Here is a 23,005-nt window from a genome sequence, read left to right on the forward strand (position 1 = left end):
GTAGACCCAGAGCCGAGTTCCGTTCAGCGTTTCTTCAGCTTCGGCTCGTCACACTGCATTCATGCCTGCAACTGTGTCGACCGTGCGAAACGTGGTCACCGAAGTCCTGACCGAGAGCACCACCGCAGAGATCGCGGTCGCCGCAATCGTGGTGGCCGCAGCTCTGTTCGCGTTCGGTTCGATCTACCGAGCTTCCGGCGTTCGGTCTACAGCCCTTCGCACGTGCGGACTCGTGCTTGCACTGGTGACGCTGTCGATCCAGGTGTATGGAAGCGGGTGGTTGACGAGCTTCGACGGGCCGGTGACCGACTGGATGGTCGATCATCGGAGCGGCGCCCTGAACCAGATCGCGGTCGCCGTCACAGATCTCGGTAGCCCGGTCGCCACCGCGCTACTCGGGATCACCTGCGGAGTGCTCATCTCATGGCGTGCGCGTTCGGTCGTTCCGGGCTTGATCGTGATCGGAACCGTTGGCGGGGCGGCGGTCGCCAGCACGGTAATCAAAGCGCTCGTCGGTCGCGAACGTCCGCCGACCAACATCCAGGTTCTTCTCGAGACCGGCCACTCGTTCCCCTCCGGTCACGTGACGGGCACAGCAGCGCTGTTCGGCATTGCCGTTCTCGTTGTGAGCGTCGACCGAACACCGGCCGTCAAACGCCTTCTGATGCTCCTCGCCGTGACGGTCACCGTCGTCGTCGCGCTGACTCGCCTCTACTTGGGTGCGCACTGGCTCACCGACGTCATCGCCGGAGCCATTCTCGCGACGCTTGCAGTCACGGTGGGTGGAGCCCTCTTCCGATTCGTCGGCACTCACAACCAAGCTGAATCGACTACTGCTGCAATGCGCTCTGCAGAACCTTCAGCACTTCACGAGCCGCAGTCGGCCCGGTATTGAGGTAAAAGACGTCATCGTCAACAGCGACGGCGTGGTTGGCGACCACACCACGTAACTGCGCCCACAACGGCGCGTTCGTCAATGTCGCCGGGTCCCCGCCCTGCACGCCGTAGAAGATCCAGTCGGCGTCCGCCACGTTCAACTCTTCTTCACTGATGTCTCGGGAAGTGTCGTCGAACTGCTGCGACTGCGGACGGGTCAAGCCGGCATCCTCGGCGATACTGCCGGTGAACGAAGGAATACCGAAGATGCGCAGACGATTTCCGTTCTGGCGCGTGAACGACACCGTCGGCGGCGACGAGAGGGAAGCACCGAGGGCCGCGGCATCGGTATTGAAGGTATCCAGCAGTACCGTCGCCTGCTGCGTCTTACCTACCCCGTCGGCAACCAGCAGGAAGTCCTGCTTCCAGTAGACGCCGGTTCCCTGTGTTGCCACCGTGGGTGCGATGGCAGAAAGCTGGTCGTACAGCGAATCAGCGTCCTTTCCTGCAACATTCATCAAGATCAGGTCAGGATCGAGCGTGACGATCGCTTCGAAATTCGGTGTGAAGCGTCCACCTGCGTCAACGACATCACTTAGCTGAGTACGGAATTCGGGGTATGCAGACAACAAGTACGGAGGCACCAGGTCCGCACCGTCACCACGCGTCGAACCTGCGGGCACGACACCGAGCGACAGGAGAGCATCTGCTTGCCCGGTCGAGATGACGACAACCTTTTCGGGCTGCGATTCGATCGTGGTGTCCCCTTTGAAGTGTGAGACGGTACGAGGGAACTCGCCGTCCGACTTTCCGCTCCCCATTCCAACCAGGACTTCTCGCGGAGCGACAAACGCAGAGTCCGCCGGAGCCGACGCACTGATCTCGGCATCTGTGGGCGACGCGTCCTCGCTCGAGCAGCCACTGAGAGCTGCCACCAATGTCAGTGCGCCGATCAGCATTACACTGCGTGACTTCTTTCGAAAATTCATGATCGTGTCCCGTACGTCGTGAAGCATGACAGCTTCATCTTCCGTCATGGTTAGGTGACCCTACCCTTTGAAGAACTGTAAACTATATCTGTGTCAGATACAGTTCCAGGGCGTGGATCACACGAGGTCGATCGCTACTCCGATCGCGTGCCCACCGCGGAAGAAGCATCGAGATCACTCATCGCTGCGGCGTTCGAATTGCGTCGAGCGCTGCGGGAATACATGGATACGTCGGGTACCGACGCGACTCTGCCAGAGGCACAATCCGAAGTACTTCACGATGTCGCACACCATCCGGGCACTCGCATCGGGGCCGTGGCCGATCGCCTCTCCAGACGCCCGAACACCGTCAGCACGCTGGTGCGCACACTCTCCGACAAAGACCTGATCGAACGGCGACCCGATCCCACGGACGGCCGAGTGAGCACACTTTTCGTGAAGGACGAGCGAAGCGCACGACGGGACCGTCGATCCGAACTACGCATCGGTGTCCTCGCCGAAGAATTGGCGTCCCTCGACGAGGGCGACCTCGACACATTGACCACTGCCGTCGGTATCCTCGACCGAGTCAATCGATCATTGCGAGATCACGCACCGCGGTGACACTCCGGGACATACAGAAGCGGTGCGGTGCAGCACCTGCCGCACCGCACCGCACCTGCTGACGAGTTACCGCCCTAGTTCATGTCGTTCGCAATGATGTTCTCGATATTCCGTTCGGCCAGAGCGGTGATGGTGACGAACGGATTGACTCCCACATTGCCCGGTACGAGGGATCCGTCCATGACGTACAGACCCGGGTACTCCGGCAGACGACCGTAGCCGTCGGTCGCCTTGCCGAGCACACAACCGCCGAGGGGGTGGTACGTCAACTGATCGCCCCACGTCTGCGTCGGGCCGAAGAGGTCGGTCCGGTAGATCGTGCCTTCCTTCTTGTTGATCTTGTCGAAGAGCTTCTTCGCCATGTCGATCGACGGCTGGTTCTGCGAGCGCTGCCAGTTCAATCCGACTTTGCCTGTTGCCGAGTTGAATTGGAACTGAGCACGTTGCGGATTCTTGGCAATCGCCAAGTACAGGCTGACCCACAGTTCGGTACCGGCCGGGAAGGGTGCGATTTCCGCAAAGACGGGAGCGGATGTGTCGGCCCAGTTGTCGATACCCATCACGGGGATCGCGGACTGCTTCGCACCGGTGGCGTCCCACATGTGATTGGCGCGGCCCACCATCACGTTGCCGTTGTGACCCCATTCCTGTCCAACTGCACCCGGCAAATTCGCCAGCTGCCCTTGCGCTTTCATCGCGACCAGGAGCTTGCTGGTCCCGATACTGCCGGCCGCGAAGAAGACCTTGTCCGCCGTCACTGTCTTGGTGCCGACGGTATTGCCCTGCTCGTTGATCTGGTTCATCACCACTTGATAGCCACCGCCGGTCGCGGCCGGGGCAACCGAGGTCACGACGTGCAGAGCTGAAATGGTGAGCTTGCCGGTGGCGGATGCCGCAGCGAGGTACGTCTTGTCCAGAGATTTCTTTCCGGCATTGTTGCCGTAGATGACCTCACTGACCAGAGCAGACTTGGTGACCTGGCCGGCAGCTTCCTGCTTCATGTAGTTGAAGTCGTAGACATTCGGCACGAACGTTGTTGTGTAACCGGATCTCTCAGCGGTCTTTCGCCCCGTCCGCGCGAACTTGTAGTACTCGGTCGATTCGAACCAGGCCGGGTCGATGTTGTTGACTCCGAGCGCAGCGTTCGCGCGCGGGAAATACGTCGAGTACATCTCGTTGGAATCGACACCGGGCAGGATCTCTTCGAAGTAGTTACGCTTGGGTGTGACGGCCATACCGCCGTTGACCAGCGACCCACCGCCGACCCCTCGGCCCTGGTAGACCTTGATCCCGCCGAAGTCCTCGGCGTCGAGAACACCGACGTAGCGGCTGATGTTCTTGTCCACCGAGCCGCCGGAGAAGTGTGAAACCGGTTGAACTGTACGGTCTCTGAGCCAGAAGGACCGACCGTCGGGCGAGAGCATCGGGCAGAAGATCTTGCCGTCGGACCCTGGTGTGGTCCACGACTTCCCCATCTCGACCATGTGCGTGTCGATACCGGCCTGTGTCAGGCGAAGTGCCGCAACGGCACCGCCGTATCCACTGCCGATCACGAGCGCGGGGACACGGTCACCGTCGTTCAATGCTCGTCTGGGCGCAGCGGCCGCCGTGGTCCACGAGGACGAGAGTGCGGCGGCCCCCACAGCTAATCCTGTTGCTGCCAAGAAGTTTCTACGCGAGAGCGTGGAATTGGTACGTGCGTGCCGTTCGTTGGATCCAGCGCGAATGCTCAAGTGTGCCCTTCTCTTTCCGTGACCCCCGCGCTGAGATATACCGGGAGAAACCGAACGAGAAGTCCATACTCGTGGGTAACTTCGAGGAACCGTTGATTTTCCATGAAAAGGGCCGATGAACAGAAAGTTCACCGGCCCTCCGAAAGAACGAGTCAGGGAATTGAGATGCGACCTTCGACGGCGCCGAGCCCGATGTCCTTGCGGAAATGACCGCCGGGAAGCTTGACGTCGGCGATCTTTGCGTAGGCGTCGTCGCGAGCTTCGGTCAGATCCTTGCCCACTCCGACAACACTCAGCACACGCCCGCCGGCCGAGACGACGGCACCGTCTTCACGCTTCTTGGTACCGGCGTGCAGGACTCCGTCGGCGTCGGCTCCGGTGATCACGTCGCCGGTGCGTGGGGTTGACGGGTAGTTCTCCGCGGCAATCACGACCGTGACAGCGGAACCGTCGCGCCACTGCAACGGACCGACCGAATCGAGTGTTCCGGTCGAGGCCGCATTGAGTAGACCGCCCAGCGGCGTTTCGAGGAGAGCAAGCACGGCCTGAGTTTCGGGGTCACCGAACCGGCAGTTGAATTCGACGACGGCCGGGCCGTCGACACCGATCGCCAGACCGGCGTAGAGAAGGCCGGAGAAACTGCTACCGCGCGCGACCAACTCGGCAGCGACAGGCTTGACGACGTCGTCGACGATCTGCATGACCATCTCGTCGGGCAGCCACGGCAATGGGGTGTACGCGCCCATGCCGCCGGTGTTGGGTCCGGAGTCTCCGTCGCCTACTCGCTTGTGGTCCTGAGCCGGGAGCAGCGGGATCACGGTTTCGCCGTCGACGAGGCAGAAGAGCGAAACTTCCGGACCGTCGAGGAAGGACTCGAGGAGAACCGGGTGTCCGGTCTCGAGCAGTTCTGCGGCATGATCGCGCGCGGCGAGACGATCCGTCGTGACGACTACGCCCTTACCCGCGGCCAGTCCGTCGTCCTTGACCACCCAGTTGGGACCGAAGCGGTCGAGTGCTTCGTCGAGCTTGGCCGGATTGTCGACGATCTCGCTGTGAGCGGTCTTGACGCCGGCGACAGCCATCACGTCCTTGGCGAAAGCCTTCGATCCCTCGATGCGGGCGGCGTCGGCCGAAGGCCCGAAGCAGGCGATACCTGCTGCGCGCACCGCGTCTGCGACACCGAGGACCAGCGGAACCTCGGGTCCGATGACGACGAGGTCGGCTTCGACCTTCTGGGCCAGCGCGGTAACCGCGTCACCCGAAGCGACGTCGATGGGGTGCTGCTCGGCGATTTTTGCGATCCCGGCATTGCCAGGCGCGCAGATCAGGGCCGTGACACCTGGATCGCGAGCAAGAGAGAGAAGGAGGGCATGTTCACGGGCTCCGGAGCCGATTACTAGTACGCGCACGGTGAACAGACTACGGCCTGCGATAACAGGGCTCTCGGAGTGCCACTGGCGGGGCCAAGGTCCCAGCGTTCGGCCTTTGTGCGAAATATCCGTTTCGAGATGAGATCATATGAATACCTGAATAGGTGAACAGATGTTTTCGTACACCTGTCCACCAAGGAAAGGACACCCGTGAAACTCCACAAACCAGGCGTTCTGACGCTCACCGCAACCGCCGCAATCGGCGCACTTCTGATCACGTCGTGCAGTAGCCCGACTGGCACCGACTCCTCGGGCAACAACGACGGCCTGGTCTTGGCCGACGGCTACGAGCTGGGCGGCTACAACCCGGTCGCAGGCTTCGGCGCTGCCGGTGAGGCCAAGATGTACGACGGCCTCGTCCGGCTCACCGGAGGGACCGGCATGCCGGGATTCGAGCCGTCTCTGGCCGCGGAGATGCCCACTGCCAATGCCGACGCGACAGTCTGGACGGTCAAGCTACGTGACGGCGTCACCTTCTCCGACGGGTCGACCTTCGACGCCGACGACGTGGTTGCCACGTACAAGGCGATCCTCGATCCGGCTTCCGCCTCCGAAGCGCGGTCGTCGTACGACATGATCAGCGACGTCGTGGCCGTCGACGACAGCACAGTCGAGTTTCGTCTCGCCTACTCGTATGCGCCCCTGCTGACGAAGATGCTGATCGGCATGGTCCCGTCGGAATCCCTCGCGACACCCGGACTGGCCGCCGAATCGCCGTTGAACACCGCACCTGTCGGTACGGGTCCGTACACACTCGTCGATCTCTCACCGGATCGAGCGGTCTTCGAGGCGAACGAGAACTACTGGGACGGTGCACCGGAGATCAAGAAGCTCACTCTCCTCTACGTTCCGGACGACAACACCCGCGCCCAACGTATGGTATCCGGCGAGATCGACGGAACCAATCTCCCTCCACTGCTTGCCAATACGTTCTCGGGCAAAGACAACATGTCGGTGACTGCCCATCAGTCAGCGGACTGGCGCGGTCTCTCACTTCCGACGAACAATCCCGTGGCAGGCGACAAAGCCGTACGGATGGCGCTCAACCTCGCCGCCGATCGCCAGTCGATGATCGACAACGTCCTGGGCGGACACGGCCGCGTCGCCGCCACCCCGATCCCCGAGGTCTACGGCGATTCGTACAACCCGAACGCAACCTTCGCCTACGACCCGGCCGAGGCCGAGCGAATTCTCACCGAAGCGGGCTGGATCGAAGGTTCCGACGGAATCCGTTCGAAAGACGGTCAGCGGGCGCAGTTCACGATCATGTACAACTCCGTCGACACCGTTCGACGTGATCTCGCTCAGGCATTTGCCTCCGATGCTCTCGCTGTCGGCATCGAGGTGGATCTCGAAGCGCTCTCCTGGGACCGCATAGACCCTCGAATCAACCAGGATTCGACGCTTCTCGGTGGTGGAGACGAACCTTTCGATCCAGACACGCAGGCGTACGACGCGCTGAACTCGAAGTACATAGCGCCCGGGGTCGGCAGCATCTACGACAACGCCAGCGACTACTCCAATCCAGCAGTCGACGCAGGCTTGGAAGTAGGACGCCGCAGCCTGGATCAGGCAACGCGTGACGCCGCGTATCGCGACGTGCAGCAGGCGTACGTCGAGGATCCCGGATTTGTCATCCTCGTATTCCTCGACCATACGTACGTTTCGAAGGATTCCGACTGGCAGATGTCCGGACCTGTACTCGAGCCACACTCACACGGTGTGACCTGGGGCCCGTGGTGGTCACTGCAGACGTGGGCCAGAGGGCAATGACAGCGGTCGACGTTCGGGTAGACGCGAGGCAATCGCTCGACCACCGTGGCAACTCCCGCCGAAAGGCCATCCTCACGATGGTCGGTCGGCGGGCGTTGTTCATCGTGCCGGTGATCGCCGTGGTGTCCGCGGGACTCTTTGCCGCCGCCGCGATCTCACCGTTCGATCCACTTGTCGGCTACCTGGGCACGCGATACATGACGACCAGCGACGCGGACAAAGCGTTGATCGCCGATCAGATGGGTTTCGACAACCCCTGGTACAGCACGTACTGGAATTGGCTCCAGGGCGTGTTCACCGGTGATCTCGGGATCTCCAGATCGTTCAATCAGCCTGTTTCCCAAGTTATCTCCGAGCGTCTGCCATGGACCCTGCTGCTGGTCGGTATCTCACTCCTCATCGCGATTCTCGCCTCGCTGACACTCGGTGTTCTCGCCGGAATCCGCAGTGGAGGATTCTTGGACAAGACCGTGTCCGGGCTGAGCGTCGTGGTCCAAGGACTTCCGCCGTTTGTCTTGTCGCTGGGTGCCATCGCGCTCTTCGCGTTGACTCTCGGCTGGCTCCCGGTCGCCGGGTTGACCGACGGGGGTGCCGATCCCACACCGGGACAGGTGATCCGGCACTTGGTCCTACCGGTGACGGTCCTCTCCATCTCGCAGATGCCGTGGCTCCTACTCGCGGTCCGAGAATCCGTCGTGGGTTCGAAAAGTGAGGGATTTGTCGCGGGCGCCGTAGCACGCGGAATCCCGACGCCGACCATCACGAAACGCCACATACTGCCGACCTCACTGGCGCCTTTCGTGAACATCGTCGGCGTGCGACTGCCCGAGCTGATAGTCGGGGCAGTGCTGGTGGAAGAGGTCTTCAGTTGGCCAGGGATCGCCGGCGCCATCGTCTCGTCAGCCCGTGACCTCGACATGGCACTGCTCGCGTTCCTCACCGTCGGTACGACATTGACGGTCATGCTCGGCTCACTGATTGCCGACGTCCTCGTTGCAGTACTCGACCCGAGAGTGAGTACCGATGGCTGAACGACGCTTCAAGATCGCCGTCGGCGTGCTGATCCTCGTGGCGCTGTACGCGGCGTTGGTCCCATGGTTGGCCGACGTCGACGACCGAGTCACAGACTTCTCGGCGGCTCGCCTGGCTCCGTCGTTCGATCACCCGTTCGGAACTGACTCGGCGGGCCGAGATCTATTCGTGCGCATAGCTGCAGGCATCAGAACCTCACTTCTGATCGCACTCGCCTGCGCGCTGCTCGCCACGGTGATCGGCGTCGCCGTTGGCACTACGGCCGGACTGGTCGGCGGCTGGGTGGACAGGTTCGTCATGCGCGGCACCGATGCCGTCAACGCACTCCCCCACCTGTTGCTCGGCATCGTCATCGTCGCGATGTTCCGTGGAAGCATTGCCGCCATCGTGCTTTCGATCGCACTGACCCACTGGACCCAAGTGGCCCGGATCATCCGCTCCGAGATCTTGAGTCTGCGCGACCGTCCCTACATCGACGCCGCCATTCTCGCGGGAGCCAGTCGACGTCACGTGATCATGCGCCACCTCGTGCCGGCGACGGCGCCACAGGCTTTGATCGCAGTCGTTCTCCTGCTGCCCCACGCCGTCTGGCACGAATCGACGTTGTCCTTCCTGGGATTCGGCCTTCCCCCGCACAAGCCCAGTCTCGGGACGCTTCTCGAAGAGGCACGCGGTTCTCTGCTCCTCGGCGGTTGGTGGACGCTGGTATTCCCCGCCGCAGTTCTCGTGATCGCCACCGTCGCAGTTGCCGTCGCCGGTTCGGCCCTGCGGTCGATGCTCACGCCCCCTCGACCTTCGGAGTTGCGACTGTGAACCACGGCCTGCGCATCGAATCTCTCACCGTCAGGATCCCTCTACTCGGAGGATCGGTAGTTCACGCTGCGAGCGACATCGACCTCGACGTTCAAGCTGGCACGGTGACCGCACTTGTCGGGGAATCGGGGTGTGGCAAGTCGATCATCGCCACCTCGGTCATGAACATGTTGCCGCCGAATGCTTCTCGAACCGGAACGGTCACCGTCGGAACACCGGACCTCGAGATCGACGTCTTCTCCGGCGCCGCGTTCCGTGGGCGGCACGTGGCTCTCGTTCCACAATCCGCCGCAACACATCTCACCCCCGTCCGCACTGCGCGATCGCAGCTACAGGAGACGATCGACGCACTCGGCAGCGATCACACTTGCGATGCCTTGGCACTTCGCGTCGGACTCGAACCGTCGGCCCTGGACTGCTACCCGCACGAACTGTCGGGCGGCATGGCGCAACGCGTGGCCATTGCCGGTGCGCTGGCCGGGAATCCGTCGGTGATCGTCGCAGACGAACCCACCGCCAACCTCGACCGCGAACTCACCGACCACGTCATGGGATTACTTCGAGAGTGCGCGGACGCCGGAGCGGCGGTCCTGCTCATCACCCATGACCTGGCATCCCTCACCCGCAGCGGTGTCGCTGATCGACTTGCCGTCATGTACGCATCACGCATCATGGAGACCGGTCCGGCCGCGCTGGTGTTCAAAGATCCGCTTCACGATTACACCCGAGACCTTCTCGGCGCCTTACCTTCCAGAGGTTTGACTCCCATGCCGGGATCGCCACCGCAACTCACCGATCTCCCCAAGGAGTGCGTCTATCACCTACGACGCCCGGAGTCGAAACAATCCGGTGGCCCGACCGAACTCGTCACATTGGGTGACCGCACGTACCGAACGCTGCGGAAGGTGGGCTGACATGAGTCTGCAAGCTCTGGGAATCACCAGCGGTTACCGTCGCAACCGGCCAGTTCTCGAGAACGTCTCGCTCGAGATTCCGTCGGGAAAGCTGATCGGCCTGACCGGGCCTTCGGGCACCGGAAAATCAACACTTGCAAGGATTCTCGCTTCGCTGGATGCACCGTGGTCAGGCGAAGTGCGGATCGACGGATCACCCGTTGTGGGTACCAAATTCTCGGTACCCGCGGCACTACGCGGCACGGTGTCCATGCTGTTTCAGTCACCTCGCGCATCGACCGACCCTCGGCAGACGCTCGCCTCGATCATCGGCCAACCCGGTGACATTGCCAGTAGGTCAATCGATGTGGCCGCGCTGGCAGCAGAAGTGGGCCTCACTCCCGATCTCTTGTCGCGCAGACCACACCAGGTGAGCGACGGCCAACTACAGCGCGCCTGCCTGGCGAGATCGCTGGCGCAACAACCGAAATACCTCATCTGTGACGAGGCGACGGCGATGCTCGACGCCGCCACGACGGCAGCGCTCATTCGGTTGATCGAGAGTCGCGCCGCCGAAACCGGCGTCGGTGTATTACTCATCAGCCATGATCGCGAATTACTCGGCGCCTGCTGCGACGTGGTCCACGACCTCGACAGTATCAGCGCTTAGCCCCTGCGAAATCGACCCTTGACCCGAACGTATGTTCGAGTATGATTTGGGCAGGGGATCGGGGGATTCAATGAGTGTCTTGTTGTCGGATGTGGTGTCTGGTTCTGCGGTGGGTTTGCGCGGACGCCTGTGGCAGTTGACTGCTGCGGAGTTGCGTGAGGCTGCTGTCGAGGCGAGTGCGGAGATTCTGCGCCTCGAGGCCGTGCGGGTGGCCGTGGTCGACGAGTTGTCGATGCGCCCGGATGATCAGGTGATCACGAGCCGCGGGGTGGGTGCGTGGTTGGCGGCCAACACGATGCTGCAGGTTCGGGACGGGAAAAAGATCGCCGCGTTAGGTTCAGCGTTGCGGCCGTTTCCGGCGGTGGCTGCTCGGTTCGATGACGGGGATTGCTCGTTCGATCATGCCGTGTTGATCGTGGCGTTCTGTGAGTCACCGCCGAAGGGGATGCCGGAGGAGGCACTCCCGCGCTGTATCGATTTGTTGTTGGCTGCTGCGTCGGGTGTGGAGGCGACGACGACGAAGGTGCGGAACGTGATCGCGACGTTGGAGCGGTTGTTCGAGTCCGATGAGATCCCGCCCGCCGAGGATGTCGATCTCAACGAGTTGCGGATCGCGTCGACCTTGAACGGTCGGGTGGTGGTGCGTGGTGATTTCGACGCCCTCACCGGTGAGATGTTGCTGTCGGCGTTGTCGAATCTGACGATGCCCACCCCGGCACCGGACGGGACGCCGGATGCCCGGTCGGCGGCGAAACGGACCGCGGACGGGTTCACCGAACTGATCCGCCGCTATCTCGATTGCGCCAAGACCGGTACCGATGGTGGTCAGCGTCCGCATGTAAACGTGCACATCAACGCTCGGGATCTGGCGGAGCATCGGGACTGCGCCGCCACACCAACTGATGGTGGTGGAGTGGCTGTGTCTGATCTTGATGTCGGGCACATGCCGTGGCTCGGACCGCTGTCCGTTTCGCAGACAAGGCTTCTCGGGTGTGATTGTTTCCTCTCGACCGTGCTGCTCGACGATCACGGCGCGCCCTTGGATGCGCAACCAGGAAAGAGGTTGGTCACCGCCGAACAACGGACTGCGTTGATTGCCCGCGACAGAGGCTGCGCGTTCCCCGGCTGCACGTGCGTACCCGCCTGGACGGATGCGCACCATATCCGGCACTGGGCGAACGGCGGCCCGACGGTGATGAACAACCTGGTCCTGCTGTGCCGTTCACACCACCGACTGATGCACCGAAAATCCGGGTTCGTCGGCAAATGGGAAATCCGAATAGGAGTCGACAACAAACCCTGGTTCATCCCGCCACCCTCGATCGACCCGCAGCAGCACCCGCGGCCGGCGAACACCACCTTCAAAACCTGAGGACGAACCTCAGGCATACAACTTCACGCCAGGTCCGCATCGAAGGAAGCACCTCCGATGCGGACCTGGCGTGCGTTCATTATGGTCAGCCTGCAACCGTCAAGTCGTAGAGGGTTACTCCGTCTACCGTTGTGGCGGTGAAGTTTTCGGTCACCCACGTCGAGATAGCGGTAGCGGTGCCTTCGGCGTTCATACCGCCACCCATCCCACCGCCTGCGATGAAGAAGTGAATCTTGCCCTCTGCCACGTACTGCTGGAACTGCGCGAGCGTCGGCGACGGATCGCTCCCGTTGAACCCTCCGATAGCCATGACCGGTGACTGCGTCGCAAGCTGATAACCCGAGGCGCTGTTGGACCCGATTGCCGCGGCTACCCACGTGAACTGGTCGGAGTTCTCTTCGAGTGTGGACACAACAGCGGCTCCCGGCGTGCTGCCCTGCAGTAGACCACCGGCACCGCCTCCCATTGCGCCCCGCGTTCCGTCGGTGGTCGGCGTGGTACCGCCCGGAACTGTTGCACCACCGGGCATCTGACCCATTCCTACAGGGGGCGTGCCCGGCATTCCGGTCCCAGCCCCGTCAGTCCGACGGTTACCGCCATCAGCCGTGCCACCGAATCCACCGAAGCCTCCGCGGCCACCGCCGGGCCCACCCATTCCACCTTCGACGCTCGGTCCGGCCGAAACTATGGAACCGGTATGCGGAGTGTTGATCGTGTCGATCGCGTATGCAGTCGGACCTGCCAGACCGGTGAAGATCGCTGCGAGAATCACTGCCACAGCCGATCGACCTCGCGTCACTGCCGGAATCAGCACTGCCACGGCACTGACGATGCCGACCACCAGAATGGTCCAGCGAAGCCACGGTACGAACGAAGGCGAGCGTCCGAGCAGTACCCACGCCATCGCGACGGTTGCGGCCAAGGACACCGCCAGAATGATGCGAACCCAGAGGACGTCACGATGACGCCACGCCACTACCGATCCTGAACCGATCAGCGCGGCGATCGCCGGCGCCAGCGCAACGGTGTAGTAGGCGTGGAAGATTCCCGCCATGAAACTGAAGGTCAGTCCGGTCACCAACAGCCACAGTCCCCAGACGATGAATGACGCGCGCTGTGTATCAGCGCGGGGTGCCCTGCCTCGCAGCACGATTCCAGCCGCCAGAAGGATCAGTGCAGCAGGAATCAACCAGGCGATCTGTCCGCCCTGGGCCGATTCGAACAGTCGGGTAATGCCGGTACTCCCCCACATACCACCGCCGGCCCCACCACCTGGTGCCATACCTCCCCCGGCCATACCACCTGCGGCCTCGCCCATGCCGGGGAAACCGCCCGCAGCAGCGCCGGCCGCGGCATCACCAGCACCGCGCATTCCGCCGCCGCCGACGCTTCCGGTCTCGTTGCCGCTCAAGCGCCCGAGCCCGTTGTAGCCGAGCGTCAGTTCGAGAATCGAATTGTTCTGTGAACCACCGATCCACGGACGCGAGTCGGCCGGCCACAGTTCGACGATTGCCAACCACCATCCGGCGGAAACGATCAGTCCGCCCAGTGCCGCGAACAGTTGGAGTACGCGCTTACCCAGTTTCGGCGGTCCGGCGATCAGATAGGTGAGCGCCAGCGGTGGAACCACCAACATGACCTGTAATTGCTTTGTCAGGAAACCGAATCCGCAGAAGATACCGACCAACACGAGCCAGCGGGTGTGGCCGTCCTGCACGGCGCGCATCATCGCCCACACTGCTGCGATCATCAGGAGCACCAGCAGAGCATCCGGGTTGTTGAACCGGAACATCAGCGCCGCTACGGGTGTGAGCGCAAGTACCAGGCCCGCGAGGAGGCCGGCGGCCGCACCGAAATACCGTCGAACCGTTCCCCACAACAGTGCAACCGATCCGACCCCGAGGAGTGCCTGCGGCACCAACATCGCCCAGGAATTGAGTCCGAAGATGCGAACCGACAGCGACATCAACCACAGGGACATGGGCGGCTTGTCGACGGTGATCGAGTTTGCAGCGTCCGAGGAGCCGAAGAAGAAAGCCTTCCACGACACCGAACCTGCCTGTACCGCAGCGGCATAGAACGAGTTGGCCCATCCGGACGCGCCCAGGCCCCAGATGTAGGCAACTCCGGTGCCCACTAACAACACTCCCAGCGCCCACGGTTCCCAGCGCACCTGACGTTGCGGTTCCGGCGCTGGCAGCGGCGCGGCGAGTGTCTCTGCAGTGGCGGTCATCGATTGGCTCCTACGGATTGTGCGGTGCGAAACACCCAGCGCAGTGCGATGAATCGACTGACTGTGGCAACAAGATTGGCGATGACGAGTACGGCAAGCTCCACGTGCTTGGAAGCATCGGGCGCCATGACGTCGAGCACGAACAATGATCCGCTGGTGAGCAGTAGACCGAACCCGAACACGAGCAGTCCCTGCATCTGGTGACGAGCGGATCCTTCCGACCCTCGGATCCCGAAGGTGAAGGCCCGGTTGGCGGCGGTGTTGAATACCGCGGTCACCAGCAATGCGACGGCGTTGGCCCACTGCGCACCCATGATCGAGTGCAGAGCGAGGTAGAGCAGCGCGTACGCGAGCGTCGAAATGACTCCCACCACGGCAAAGCGTGAGAGCTGCCCGACCATTCCTCGTGGAACTCCGGGAACCAACGGTTCACGTCCGAAACTTGCCCTGAGCTCGGCCAATGGAAGGGAACCGGTAGACAGTGCTCGCCCGACACGGACCACACCTTTGAGGTCGGCAACTGCCGTGGCAATGATGTCCACCCGACTGTCCGGGTCGTCCACCCAGTCGACAGGGACCTCGTGAATCCGCATGCCCGCTCGCTCGGCCAGCACCAGCAATTCGGTATCGAAGAACCACCCGGTGTCCTCCACCAGCGGAAGTAGTTGCCGTGCAACATCGACGCGCATGGCTTTGAATCCGCACTGGGCGTCGGAGAAGCGAGCATGCAGTGCGCTTCGGAGGATGAGGTTGTAGCTACGTGAGATGAACTCACGCTTGGGGCCGCGCACCACGCGGGACGATCGTGCCAGCCGGGAACCGATGGCGATGTCCGAGTGTCCGGAGAGCAACGGAGCAATCAACGGCATCAGGGCGTTGAGGTCGGTCGAGAGGTCGACGTCCATGTACGCGACCACGTCGGCATCGGAGTCGCTCCATACCTGCCGCAGTGCTCGACCACGACCCTTCGCATCCAGGTGGACGACCCGGACGTCGTCGAATTCTTCGGCGAGGGAACGGGCGAGTGCCAACGTGCCGTCGACACTGGCGTTGTCCGCGATGGTAATTCGTGCAGAGAATGGCACCTGCGTGCGTAAATGCCGGCGCAGGCGCCGCACGCACGTCTCGAGGCCTGCCTCTTCGTTGTATACCGGGACGACCACGTCCAGCACTACAGTCGTCGCGGAGACCTCCTCTGCGTCCGTGCTGCCCGCGGTCTGCATGGCTTCTGTCGTCATGCGTCCTAGATTTGTCGGGCCGGCTCCGACGAACCTGCGTCCAGCCTGGGAGTTTCCTGGCAACCGGACGCGGGCTAATCTCGGGGTATGCCTTCAGTCTTCAGTGCCATCATCAACGGGGATCTACCAGGACGTTTCGTGTGGGAGGACGAGGACGTCGTCGCGTTCTTGACCATCGCGCCGGTAACGCAGGGCCACGTGCTTGTGGTTCCGCGAGCCGAGGTCGATCAGTGGCAGGACGTGGATCCTGAACTCTTTGCCAAGGTCACCGCTGTTGCCCGCAACCTCGGCCAAGCCGTGCGGAAGGCGTTCGACGCGCCTCGGGCGGGTCTCCTCATCGCAGGTCTGGAAGTTCCGCATCTTCACGTTCATGTTTTCCCCGCATACGACATGGGGAACTTCGACATCAGTGGCGCCGACACCTCGCCGTCACCCGAATCTCTCGACGAGGCACAGACCAAACTCAAGTCGGCGCTACGCGACCTCGGCTTCGAGGCAACTGTCTCGGCTCGTTGATCGCATACCTTCGACCGAATTTCGCTGGCCGATAACTGGACTCCCCGCCGCAGCCTCCAACGGAGGTTGCGGCGGTCGCATTTGTCGCTCCTACCGACCGTGACCTGCGATTGCACACCGAACAGTCCGTTTCGCGCTGTCGCGCGAGCACGAGATTCGCTGCTACCGTGGGTCGCTGGTCCGGGACCTAGGGCCCTAAAACTGGTTCACGTGTTAACAGTCGGAGGACAAGGGAGCAATGCAGGAACGTGCCAAGATCAGTCGCCGACAGATTCTTCAAGGTGCTGCTGATCGGTTCGAAGTCACGGGGTACGGCAGCACGAGCATGAATGACATCGTGTCCGCGGCGCAGATGACCAAGGGCGCGGTCTATTTTCACTTCTCGTCCAAAGACGAACTGGCTCAGGCGGTGATCGAAGAACAGCACCAGATCTCGATCAGTGCCTTCACCGCAGTTGCAGCCACAGGCGCACCGGCACTGGAACAGCTCGTCATGGTGTGCCACGAGATGGGCCGCCAACTCGTCGCAGAGCCTATTGTTCGTGCGGGAATCCGACTTACCCTCGAGTTGGCCTCTGCCGACGGTTCGCAAGGCCCGTACGTCGCGTGGATCCGCGAGCTTCGAAAACTGGCCGAGGCCGCGAAGCTCGAAGGCGACATCCGCGACGATGTGGAGCCGGAATCGGTGGGTCGCGTGGTGATCTCGGCATTCACCGGCGTTCAACTGGTTTCGAACGTTCTCACCAGACGAAGCGATTTGAACGACCGTATCGACGAATTGTTCACCCTCCTGTTGGCAGGCGTGGTCTCCGACAAGCGACGCAGCGCCGTCGCCGAACTGGTCGGATGTCGCCTCGAAACTTATGCGTCCTGATCCGGAGAACACCCCGACGCCCGGATGATTCGGCGCATCAGCACCGAACCGTGCGCCAACCTTCGTCGATTCGTACAAGACCCCCCGTCGTCGACTCACTATCGTCAGATCCACGAATAACCCAGATACATGGATACCGACGAAAGGGCTTCTCGAATGACCGAAACCGCCACGTACGTTGAGAGCGCACAGCAGGAGATCGCTGCTGTACTTGCCGAAGCGAAGACCGATGCCTACGTCCACGCACGCGACATCGATTCCGGCGAAGAGTTCGGCTACGGCGCGGACGAAGGTGTCATCCTCGCCTCCGTTTTCAAGATTCCTGTTGTGCTTCAGTACGCCCGTGAAGTAGCGGCAGGCACCCTTGATCCGACCGAGCACGCCACGGTGACCGCCGAGTTCCGCTCCGGCGGCATCGGTATCGGCGGCTGCGCCGACGACGTGACTGCAAGCTGGCGAGACCTCGCTCTGCTCATGATGAGCTTCAGCGACAACGCCGCCACGGATTTCTTGTACGAGCGTCTCGGACTCGACAACATCGTCGCAACGCTGCGCGGGCTCGGTTTGGAGAAGACCAACTTGGTCCGTGACTGCCGAGGCCTCTTCAAGACGGTCTACGACGACCTCGGCGTCGACAAGGGCACCTTGCTGGAAATGCCCCCCATCGAAATTCTTCGGACAATTTCCGTCATGGATCCCGCCCGCTCCAATTCCAGTACTCCTCGTGAGATCACAATGTTGCTGGCTGCAATCTGGAGGGACGAAGCCGGCCCCGCATCGGCTTGTGAAGAGGTCCGAACCATCATGAGCAAGCAGGTCTGGCCGCACCGCCTTTCGTCCGGTTTCCCCGACGAGGTCACTGTCGCCGCCAAGACCGGAACGCTGGGACTGGTACGAAACGAGGCCGGCGTCGTGGCGTACCCGGACGGCAAGCGTTACGCCGTCGGTGTCTTCACCAAGTCCCACGAGCTCACCCACCGCGCCCCGAAGATCGACGCCTCCATCGGAACCGTCGGCCGCATCGCTGTCGAAGCACTTCGCAACAACAGCTGATCCGAACCCACTGACAAAGAATGCGGGTCGCGCTGAGAAATCAGTGCGACCCGCATTTTTCGGCTTTCGAGCTAGCGTGGACCGCGCAGACGAAGATGCACCATCAACCGGAAGCGGACGTTGGGGTCGTCGAGATCCAACGCGGCCATACCCTTCAACTTGCTGAGGCGATATCGAAAGGTGTTGGGGTGCACGTGCAATGACGCCGCGGCGTCACCGACATCACCGAACGCGTTGAGCCACGCATCGAGAGTGTCCACGAACGAGGTCGCATGAGCGGCGTCGTGGCTGGCGATCGCCTCGATCGGTCCGAGGTCCGAGAACCCTTCGGCTGCAGCTTCCGACGCGATCTCCAACAGGATGGCATCGACGTGGACGCTACTGAAGGTGGCGACGCTGCCCGACGCTCGTCCCGCCAACAACACTTCGAGGGCATGTTCGGCGTCGCGCTTCGATCGGCTCAGCTGCGCCGGTCTGGTCACGACCCGGCCGATCCCGATGATCGTGTCGCCGGACGCTCCGGTGCGGTCCAGGAAGTCCGAGGCCACACGGAACGCCTGCAACTCGGCTTCGGCCGGGGAATGCCCTCGTACAGACAGCACCGCGTAGCCGGTTCCGTTGACCAAGGCTGCCGCCGACTGCGAGTGGACGGCGCCGAGGTGCATGGCCAGAGCGTCGGTCAGTCGCACCACGTGGGCGGCATCGTCCGGCTTCGACGATCCTTCGAAAGACCTACGACCCAAAGCCATCACGAGTGCGGGGCCGGTCCCGAGGCCGAGGCGATTCATCGCGTCGACCGCACCTGACCCACCGTCGAGAAGGGTTGCGATCAGGTCTGCGCGCAGTCGGCGCTCGGCGTCGGCGCCGCCGCGCAACCGCAACATCTGCAGCGCGATCAACCCGGCTGAATCGCGCAGAGCACGCATCCGGTCGTCGGACATCGGCTCACCGGTTGCCACCCACATGGAGCCGAGGAACTCGTCGCCGGCTCTGATGGACACGGCGATACGACCCATTTTGGTACCGAGGGTCTCGGCCGAGACCCACACCGGATCGTCGCTGCGATAGAGCCGGTCGAAGACCCCGGCCTCTTCGAGCACTCGAATGTACTGGTCAGGAACTTGCCGCTCCAGAACGGTCGCGATACGTGGACCGTCTCCTTCTTCCTGGCGGCCGGAGAAGGCGATGACCCGTGAGCTTCGGTCCTCGATCGTGATCGGCGCATCGAGAAGTGCGCTGACAGCGTTGGCGAAGGCGAACAGATCGCCGGCCGGGCCACCTCCGCGTGAGTGGATGTGCCCGACTTCGTTTCGGGCCGAGAGCACCGAATGAAGCAGGCTTGTCAGCTGAACCCACGAGACTCCACGCGCCAAGGCCAACAGCACGACGCCCGAGGCGATGACGGATTCGCGGTCCGCATCGCTGACCTCGGCGGTCACTCGCGCGACCACCACGCGTACTCCGCGCTCGGCCAGGCCGGCCACGGACTCCGCGATACGTTCGCCTCCGGTGACGCCGACGAGCAGCACCATGGAGTCCGGTGTCGAGGGTGAGTCGTCGTCGGGGTCGTGAATGACCACCGAGGCGATCTCCTGGACCGCCTCCGGGTCGCCGACAACCGGATTCAGCACCGTAGTTCCCACGTCTTCGAGAAGCCGCACCAAACTGATGCGAGGTCGTACGGTGCCCACGTCTATCACTCCTTCGTCCGGTGAACGAAGTGTGTCATAGTGATTCGTCAAAGCCGATCCATGCCGATCCATTCGACCGACGTGGTAATTGCTTCGAGCAGGTCGGGGATCGGTTCGACGCCGATACCCGGTCCTTCCGGAACCTTCACGTAACCGTTGTCGAGTACGAACGGCTCGGTGATGTCTTCGGCGAAGTACCGGTCGGAAGCCGATGTATCGCCTGGTAGGACAAATCCGGGGAGCGCGGCAAGCGCGACGTTGGCGGCCCTGCCGATTCCGGTCTCGAGCATTCCGCCGCACCACACGGCAATTCCGTTGGCCTTGCAGACGTCGTGGATACGACGCGATTCCAGATAACCGCCCACACGTCCCGGTTTGATGTTCACCACGCTGCACGCACCGATTGCCAGCGCGTCGGCGGTGACCTTCGCGGAGGTGATCGACTCGTCGAGGCAGACCGGCGTCCGCATCATCTCGGCCAGCCTGGCGTGGCCGCGCAGTTCCTCTTCGGGAAGCGGCTGCTCGATCAGCAGGAGGTCGAAGTCGTCGAGCCGCTGGAGATGGCGGGCGTCAGCCAGGGTGTACGCGGTGTTCGCGTCGACCTGGAGGAGTACGTCGTCGCCGAACCTCTCGCGGACTGCGCGAACCGGCTCGATGTCCCAGCCCGGTTCGATCTTCAGTTTGATGCGCAGGTATCCGGCATCGAGGAACCCGCCTACCTCCTCTAGCAGCTCATCGATCGAATTCTTGATACCCACCGAGACACCCGCGGGTACGCGATCGACTACTGCACCCAGGTACGAAGACATGCTCGTCCCGGCAGCCCGTAACTCGGCGTCGAGAAATGCGGTTTCCAATGCCGCTTTGGCCATGGGGTGCCCGGCGAACTGTTCCATCGTCGCGCTCAGTGCGTGCACGTCGGGATCGGTGAGTTCACCCAGAGACGGAATCAGGAACTTACGAAGGACTTCGGCGGCGCCGTCCGTGTATTCGGAGCAGTAGCGAGGCTCGGACATCGCCACGCACTCGCCCCAGCCCTCCGACTCCGAGGTGACGACCTTGACGAACAACACGTCCTTGGTGGTCTCGGTGCCGAACGAGGTACGGAACGGCGCTTTCAACGGCATTGCCGCCCGGCGTAATTCAACTCCTTCGATCTTCACGATGTAACCTCCGCTGTTGTCCTGCCTGCCTGTGTTCCCGGCGCACGGTCCAGCACGTACTTTCCGGTTCTGGTAACTGCGAGAACCACTCCGTTCTCGGCGAGCACACCACCGAGAGTCTCGCGGACTGCCAGGCGCCAGTCGTTCGCTGCCGTCGGGTCCGACTTACGCAGTGTGTACACGTCATTCGGTGTAGCCACCGTGACGAATCGATTCTTGGTCGACTTCAACACGGGCAGGCCGGCTTCGGAGACGGACAGCAGTTCGCTCGCCCCCAAGGACTCGGGAGTCGGGACTTCTCCCGAACCGGCGACGACGTCGGCAACCTTGCTACTACCGATTTCCCAGTCGATCAACAACCGGTCGCTGTCTGCGCCGCCGTTGAGGCTGTCGTTCATCGGCGCGTAGAAACGCGGCAGATACTGGATCGGGAACGCACCGAGTTTCGAGACGTTGAAGTAGGCATTGCGTGCGACGAGCGGGTCGAAAGTCCACCGCACGTGGAGAATTCCCCGTTCCAGTGCCCACGCACGCTGGAACAGTTTCAACGCGAGGCCGATGTGCCCGTTCTGCACGTTCGGGAGGATCCCCGTGATGTGCGAATGCAACGAACGGTGTTGCGGTTCCTCGAAGAATGCAACCGAGCCGCCGATCAGATCCCCGCCACGAAACGCGCCGGCGACGTAGTTACCGGAGTGTGCGAGCGCCTTCATCATGTCCCGATGGACGGGAGGGTTACCGCTCTCCGGCTGCCATACCTTCTCGAACAGACCGAATACCTGTTCCAACTCGGCATGCCCGGTGACGGTTTCGATAGTCACACATGCAAGCAGAGCGGCCTGCTCGGCCTGGCTGATTGCCTGCCGCATCCGTGAAGGCGATACACCTCCGAATGGTTGAACGGTCTTGCGTTGGACATTGTTCGGCGACGTCATCGTCACAGTCCTCCCTCCAGGATTCGAGTCACCAGACCGGCCAACAAGGTGGCGCGCGGGATCATCTGATCTATCTCTACGTGTTCTGTCGCTGCGTGGGCACCACCGCCGACGGCACCGAGGCCGTCCAACGTGGGAGTTCCTACTGCGGCAGTGAAATTTCCGTCCGATGCACCGCCGACGGCGCAGTCGCGCAGCATCCCCAAGCCGCTCTCACTGCTGACCTGGTGAGCGAGAAAGTACAGCTTCTCCGAAGACACTGATTCAAGTGGTCCACGGTTGGGGCCTCCGGACACCGAAATTCGACTTTCGGCCAGCGCCGGTGTCAGTGCACGGATCGAACGGTCGATGCGTTCCTGTTCCTTCGCCGACCACATGCGAACGTCACACCACAGTTGCGCTTGCGCTGCAACAGTATTGGTGGTCGTGCCGCCACTGATCACGGACGGCACCACCGACGTTCCCGCCACCGGGTCCGCGAGCTCCACCACGGCCTGAATCTGGTGTGCGAGCTCCACTACAGCGTTCACACCTCGTTCCGGTTCCAGTCCGGCGTGTGCAGCGCGTCCCTCGATGTCGACGCAGTACAGCGACATACCCTTGCGCGCGGTCTTCACTGCGCCGTCGGCTGCGGCTTCGAGGACCAGCACCGCGTCGACCTGACGTGCTTGCTCCTCGATCAGTGCGCGCGAGGTCGGGGAGCCGATTTCCTCGTCGGAATTGAGGAGCACGACCACCCCGTCGAGCGACGGAAGCGATGCGAGCGCGTGGAAGAGCTGGACGATGCCGGCCTTCATGTCGAAGACTCCGGGTCCGGTGGCGATGTTGTCGGTGACAGACCAGGGCAACTCCGCGAGCGTTCCGAGAGGCCAGACGGTGTCGAAATGGCCCAGGAGCATCACCTTCGGCTCCGCGCCGAACGACCAACGCAAGTGCTGGCGCCCGTCGATGCGGATACGTTCGGGGGTGCTTCCGAGGTGGCGTTCGCCGATTTCGGCCACCACGTCCGCACATGCATCGACTGCGCCGAGATCGGAACTGGGCGACTCGGCGGTTACCAACGCCGCCAGGTCTGCCACCATTGATTTCTTGTCCACTCCGACGCTCTCCTGTCACCG

At 62.5% G+C, this 23,005-nt stretch carries 20 protein-coding genes; 11 read left to right on the forward strand and 9 right to left on the reverse strand.

Annotated features, from left to right (window positions below; genetic code table 11):
- Nucleotides 1-61 precede the first annotated feature (61 nt).
- Nucleotides 62-895, forward strand: a complete 834-nt coding sequence (locus ASU23_RS28160; protein WP_207624134.1) for a phosphatase PAP2 family protein — start codon at nt 62-64, stop codon at nt 893-895.
- On the opposite strand, the gene ASU23_RS28165 is transcribed toward ASU23_RS28160, so the two are convergent.
- Nucleotides 831-1,913, reverse strand: a complete 1,083-nt coding sequence (locus ASU23_RS28165) for an ABC transporter substrate-binding protein (RefSeq protein WP_231915000.1) — start codon at nt 1,911-1,913, stop codon at nt 831-833. The two genes, ASU23_RS28160 and ASU23_RS28165, sit on opposite strands and share 65 nt — an antisense overlap.
- A 42-nt stretch (nt 1,914-1,955) precedes the next feature.
- Here ASU23_RS28165 and ASU23_RS28170 point away from each other — a divergent pair, with 42 nt between their 5' ends.
- Nucleotides 1,956-2,468, forward strand: coding sequence for a MarR family winged helix-turn-helix transcriptional regulator (locus tag ASU23_RS28170; RefSeq protein ID WP_231914999.1), 513 nt, complete (start codon nt 1,956-1,958; stop codon nt 2,466-2,468).
- A gap of 74 nt (nt 2,469-2,542) precedes the next feature.
- Here the strand turns inward: ASU23_RS28170 and ASU23_RS28175 are convergent, their stop codons facing one another.
- Entirely contained in the window at nt 2,543-4,111 is a 1,569-nt protein-coding gene (locus ASU23_RS28175) for a GMC oxidoreductase (protein WP_007734403.1), read from the reverse strand.
- 242 nt (nt 4,112-4,353) lie between these two features.
- Nucleotides 4,354-5,610, reverse strand: a complete 1,257-nt coding sequence (gene purD, locus ASU23_RS28180; RefSeq protein WP_058039174.1) for a phosphoribosylamine--glycine ligase — start codon at nt 5,608-5,610, stop codon at nt 4,354-4,356.
- Nucleotides 5,611-5,781: 171 nt separating this feature from the next.
- Between purD and ASU23_RS28185 the strand changes: the two genes are divergently transcribed.
- The 6 genes from ASU23_RS28185 to ASU23_RS28210 all read left to right on the forward strand — a co-directional run bounded on the left by ASU23_RS28185 (nt 5,782) and on the right by ASU23_RS28210 (nt 12,184).
- Nucleotides 5,782-7,404, forward strand: coding sequence for an ABC transporter substrate-binding protein (locus ASU23_RS28185; protein WP_058039175.1), 1,623 nt, complete (start codon nt 5,782-5,784; stop codon nt 7,402-7,404).
- Nucleotides 7,401-8,435: an ABC transporter permease gene (locus ASU23_RS28190; protein ID WP_007734398.1), complete on the forward strand. Its 1,035-nt coding sequence runs from the start codon at nt 7,401-7,403 to the stop codon at nt 8,433-8,435. The genes ASU23_RS28185 and ASU23_RS28190 overlap by 4 nt, the downstream gene beginning before the upstream one ends.
- Nucleotides 8,428-9,249, forward strand: a complete 822-nt coding sequence (locus ASU23_RS28195) for an ABC transporter permease (protein WP_058039176.1) — start codon at nt 8,428-8,430, stop codon at nt 9,247-9,249. The genes ASU23_RS28190 and ASU23_RS28195 overlap by 8 nt, the downstream gene beginning before the upstream one ends.
- Nucleotides 9,246-10,163 (forward strand): ABC transporter ATP-binding protein, encoded by a 918-nt coding sequence (locus tag ASU23_RS28200; RefSeq protein ID WP_058039177.1) that lies wholly within the window; start codon nt 9,246-9,248, stop codon nt 10,161-10,163. Before ASU23_RS28195 ends, ASU23_RS28200 begins: the two co-directional genes overlap by 4 nt.
- A gap of 1 nt (nt 10,164) precedes the next feature.
- The gene (locus ASU23_RS28205; protein WP_003945821.1) at nt 10,165-10,812 is read left to right on the forward strand and encodes an ABC transporter ATP-binding protein; all 648 of its coding nucleotides are present in this window, start codon (nt 10,165-10,167) and stop codon (nt 10,810-10,812) included.
- A gap of 70 nt (nt 10,813-10,882) precedes the next feature.
- A complete protein-coding gene (locus tag ASU23_RS28210) occupies nt 10,883-12,184 on the forward strand; it encodes an HNH endonuclease signature motif containing protein (protein ID WP_058039178.1) in 1,302 nt (433 codons plus the stop codon).
- Nucleotides 12,185-12,269: 85 nt separating this feature from the next.
- Here ASU23_RS28210 and ASU23_RS28215 read toward each other — a convergent pair whose 3' ends face one another.
- Nucleotides 12,270-14,417, reverse strand: coding sequence for a glycosyltransferase family 39 protein (locus ASU23_RS28215; RefSeq protein ID WP_058039179.1), 2,148 nt, complete (start codon nt 14,415-14,417; stop codon nt 12,270-12,272).
- Nucleotides 14,414-15,640: a glycosyltransferase gene (locus ASU23_RS28220; protein WP_228232619.1), complete on the reverse strand. Its 1,227-nt coding sequence runs from the start codon at nt 15,638-15,640 to the stop codon at nt 14,414-14,416. Before ASU23_RS28220 ends, ASU23_RS28215 begins: the two co-directional genes overlap by 4 nt.
- Nucleotides 15,641-15,742: 102 nt before the next feature.
- Here ASU23_RS28220 and ASU23_RS28225 point away from each other — a divergent pair, with 102 nt between their 5' ends.
- The 3 genes from ASU23_RS28225 (at nt 15,743) to ASU23_RS28235 (ending at nt 18,098) form a co-directional block, all read left to right on the forward strand.
- On the forward strand, nt 15,743-16,171 hold the full coding sequence (locus ASU23_RS28225; protein ID WP_058039180.1) for an HIT family protein: 429 nt from the start codon (nt 15,743-15,745) through the stop codon (nt 16,169-16,171).
- 238 nt (nt 16,172-16,409) lie between these two features.
- Complete coding sequence (locus ASU23_RS28230) at nt 16,410-17,045, forward strand: ScbR family autoregulator-binding transcription factor (RefSeq protein WP_007734383.1); 636 nt, start codon at nt 16,410-16,412, stop codon at nt 17,043-17,045.
- A gap of 156 nt (nt 17,046-17,201) precedes the next feature.
- Entirely contained in the window at nt 17,202-18,098 is an 897-nt protein-coding gene (locus tag ASU23_RS28235; RefSeq protein WP_007734380.1) for a serine hydrolase, read from the forward strand.
- A 71-nt stretch (nt 18,099-18,169) separates the two neighbouring features.
- On the opposite strand, the gene ASU23_RS28240 is transcribed toward ASU23_RS28235, so the two are convergent.
- From ASU23_RS28240 to ASU23_RS28255, 4 genes are read right to left on the reverse strand one after another with little or no spacing between them, the layout of a single operon-like run.
- Nucleotides 18,170-19,789, reverse strand: a complete 1,620-nt coding sequence (locus ASU23_RS28240; protein ID WP_058039306.1) for a CdaR family transcriptional regulator — start codon at nt 19,787-19,789, stop codon at nt 18,170-18,172.
- A 47-nt stretch (nt 19,790-19,836) separates the two neighbouring features.
- Nucleotides 19,837-20,952 (reverse strand): o-succinylbenzoate synthase, encoded by a 1,116-nt coding sequence (gene menC, locus ASU23_RS28245; protein ID WP_054188095.1) that lies wholly within the window; start codon nt 20,950-20,952, stop codon nt 19,837-19,839.
- Entirely contained in the window at nt 20,949-21,887 is a 939-nt protein-coding gene (locus tag ASU23_RS28250) for a GNAT family N-acetyltransferase (protein WP_202426978.1), read from the reverse strand. Before ASU23_RS28250 ends, menC begins: the two co-directional genes overlap by 4 nt.
- 2 nt (nt 21,888-21,889) lie before the next feature.
- Nucleotides 21,890-22,984, reverse strand: coding sequence for a M20 family metallopeptidase (locus ASU23_RS28255; RefSeq protein ID WP_051649497.1), 1,095 nt, complete (start codon nt 22,982-22,984; stop codon nt 21,890-21,892).
- Nucleotides 22,985-23,005 lie beyond the last annotated feature (21 nt).

The sequence above is a fragment of the Rhodococcus sp. KB6 genome, assembly GCF_001445685.1.
GTDB classification, from domain to species: domain Bacteria; phylum Actinomycetota; class Actinomycetes; order Mycobacteriales; family Mycobacteriaceae; genus Rhodococcus_F; species Rhodococcus_F qingshengii.

Excerpts from the sequence above, each read along its gene's own strand:
- ASU23_RS28160 (WP_207624134.1), top strand. The coding sequence starts at position 62 with ATGCCTGCAACTGTGTCGACCGTGCGAAACGTGGTCACCGAAGTCCTG.
- ASU23_RS28165 (WP_231915000.1), bottom strand. The coding sequence starts at position 1,913 with ATGACGGAAGATGAAGCTGTCATGCTTCACGACGTACGGGACACGATC.
- ASU23_RS28190 (WP_007734398.1), top strand. The coding sequence starts at position 7,401 with ATGACAGCGGTCGACGTTCGGGTAGACGCGAGGCAATCGCTCGACCAC.
- ASU23_RS28195 (WP_058039176.1), top strand. The coding sequence starts at position 8,428 with ATGGCTGAACGACGCTTCAAGATCGCCGTCGGCGTGCTGATCCTCGTG.
- ASU23_RS28205 (WP_003945821.1), top strand. The coding sequence starts at position 10,165 with ATGAGTCTGCAAGCTCTGGGAATCACCAGCGGTTACCGTCGCAACCGG.
- ASU23_RS28210 (WP_058039178.1), top strand. The coding sequence starts at position 10,883 with ATGAGTGTCTTGTTGTCGGATGTGGTGTCTGGTTCTGCGGTGGGTTTG.
- ASU23_RS28215 (WP_058039179.1), bottom strand. The coding sequence starts at position 14,417 with ATGACCGCCACTGCAGAGACACTCGCCGCGCCGCTGCCAGCGCCGGAA.
- ASU23_RS28220 (WP_228232619.1), bottom strand. The coding sequence starts at position 15,640 with ATGCAGACCGCGGGCAGCACGGACGCAGAGGAGGTCTCCGCGACGACT.
- ASU23_RS28225 (WP_058039180.1), top strand. The coding sequence starts at position 15,743 with ATGCCTTCAGTCTTCAGTGCCATCATCAACGGGGATCTACCAGGACGT.
- ASU23_RS28230 (WP_007734383.1), top strand. The coding sequence starts at position 16,410 with ATGCAGGAACGTGCCAAGATCAGTCGCCGACAGATTCTTCAAGGTGCT.
- ASU23_RS28235 (WP_007734380.1), top strand. The coding sequence starts at position 17,202 with ATGACCGAAACCGCCACGTACGTTGAGAGCGCACAGCAGGAGATCGCT.
- ASU23_RS28250 (WP_202426978.1), bottom strand. The coding sequence starts at position 21,887 with ATGACGTCGCCGAACAATGTCCAACGCAAGACCGTTCAACCATTCGGA.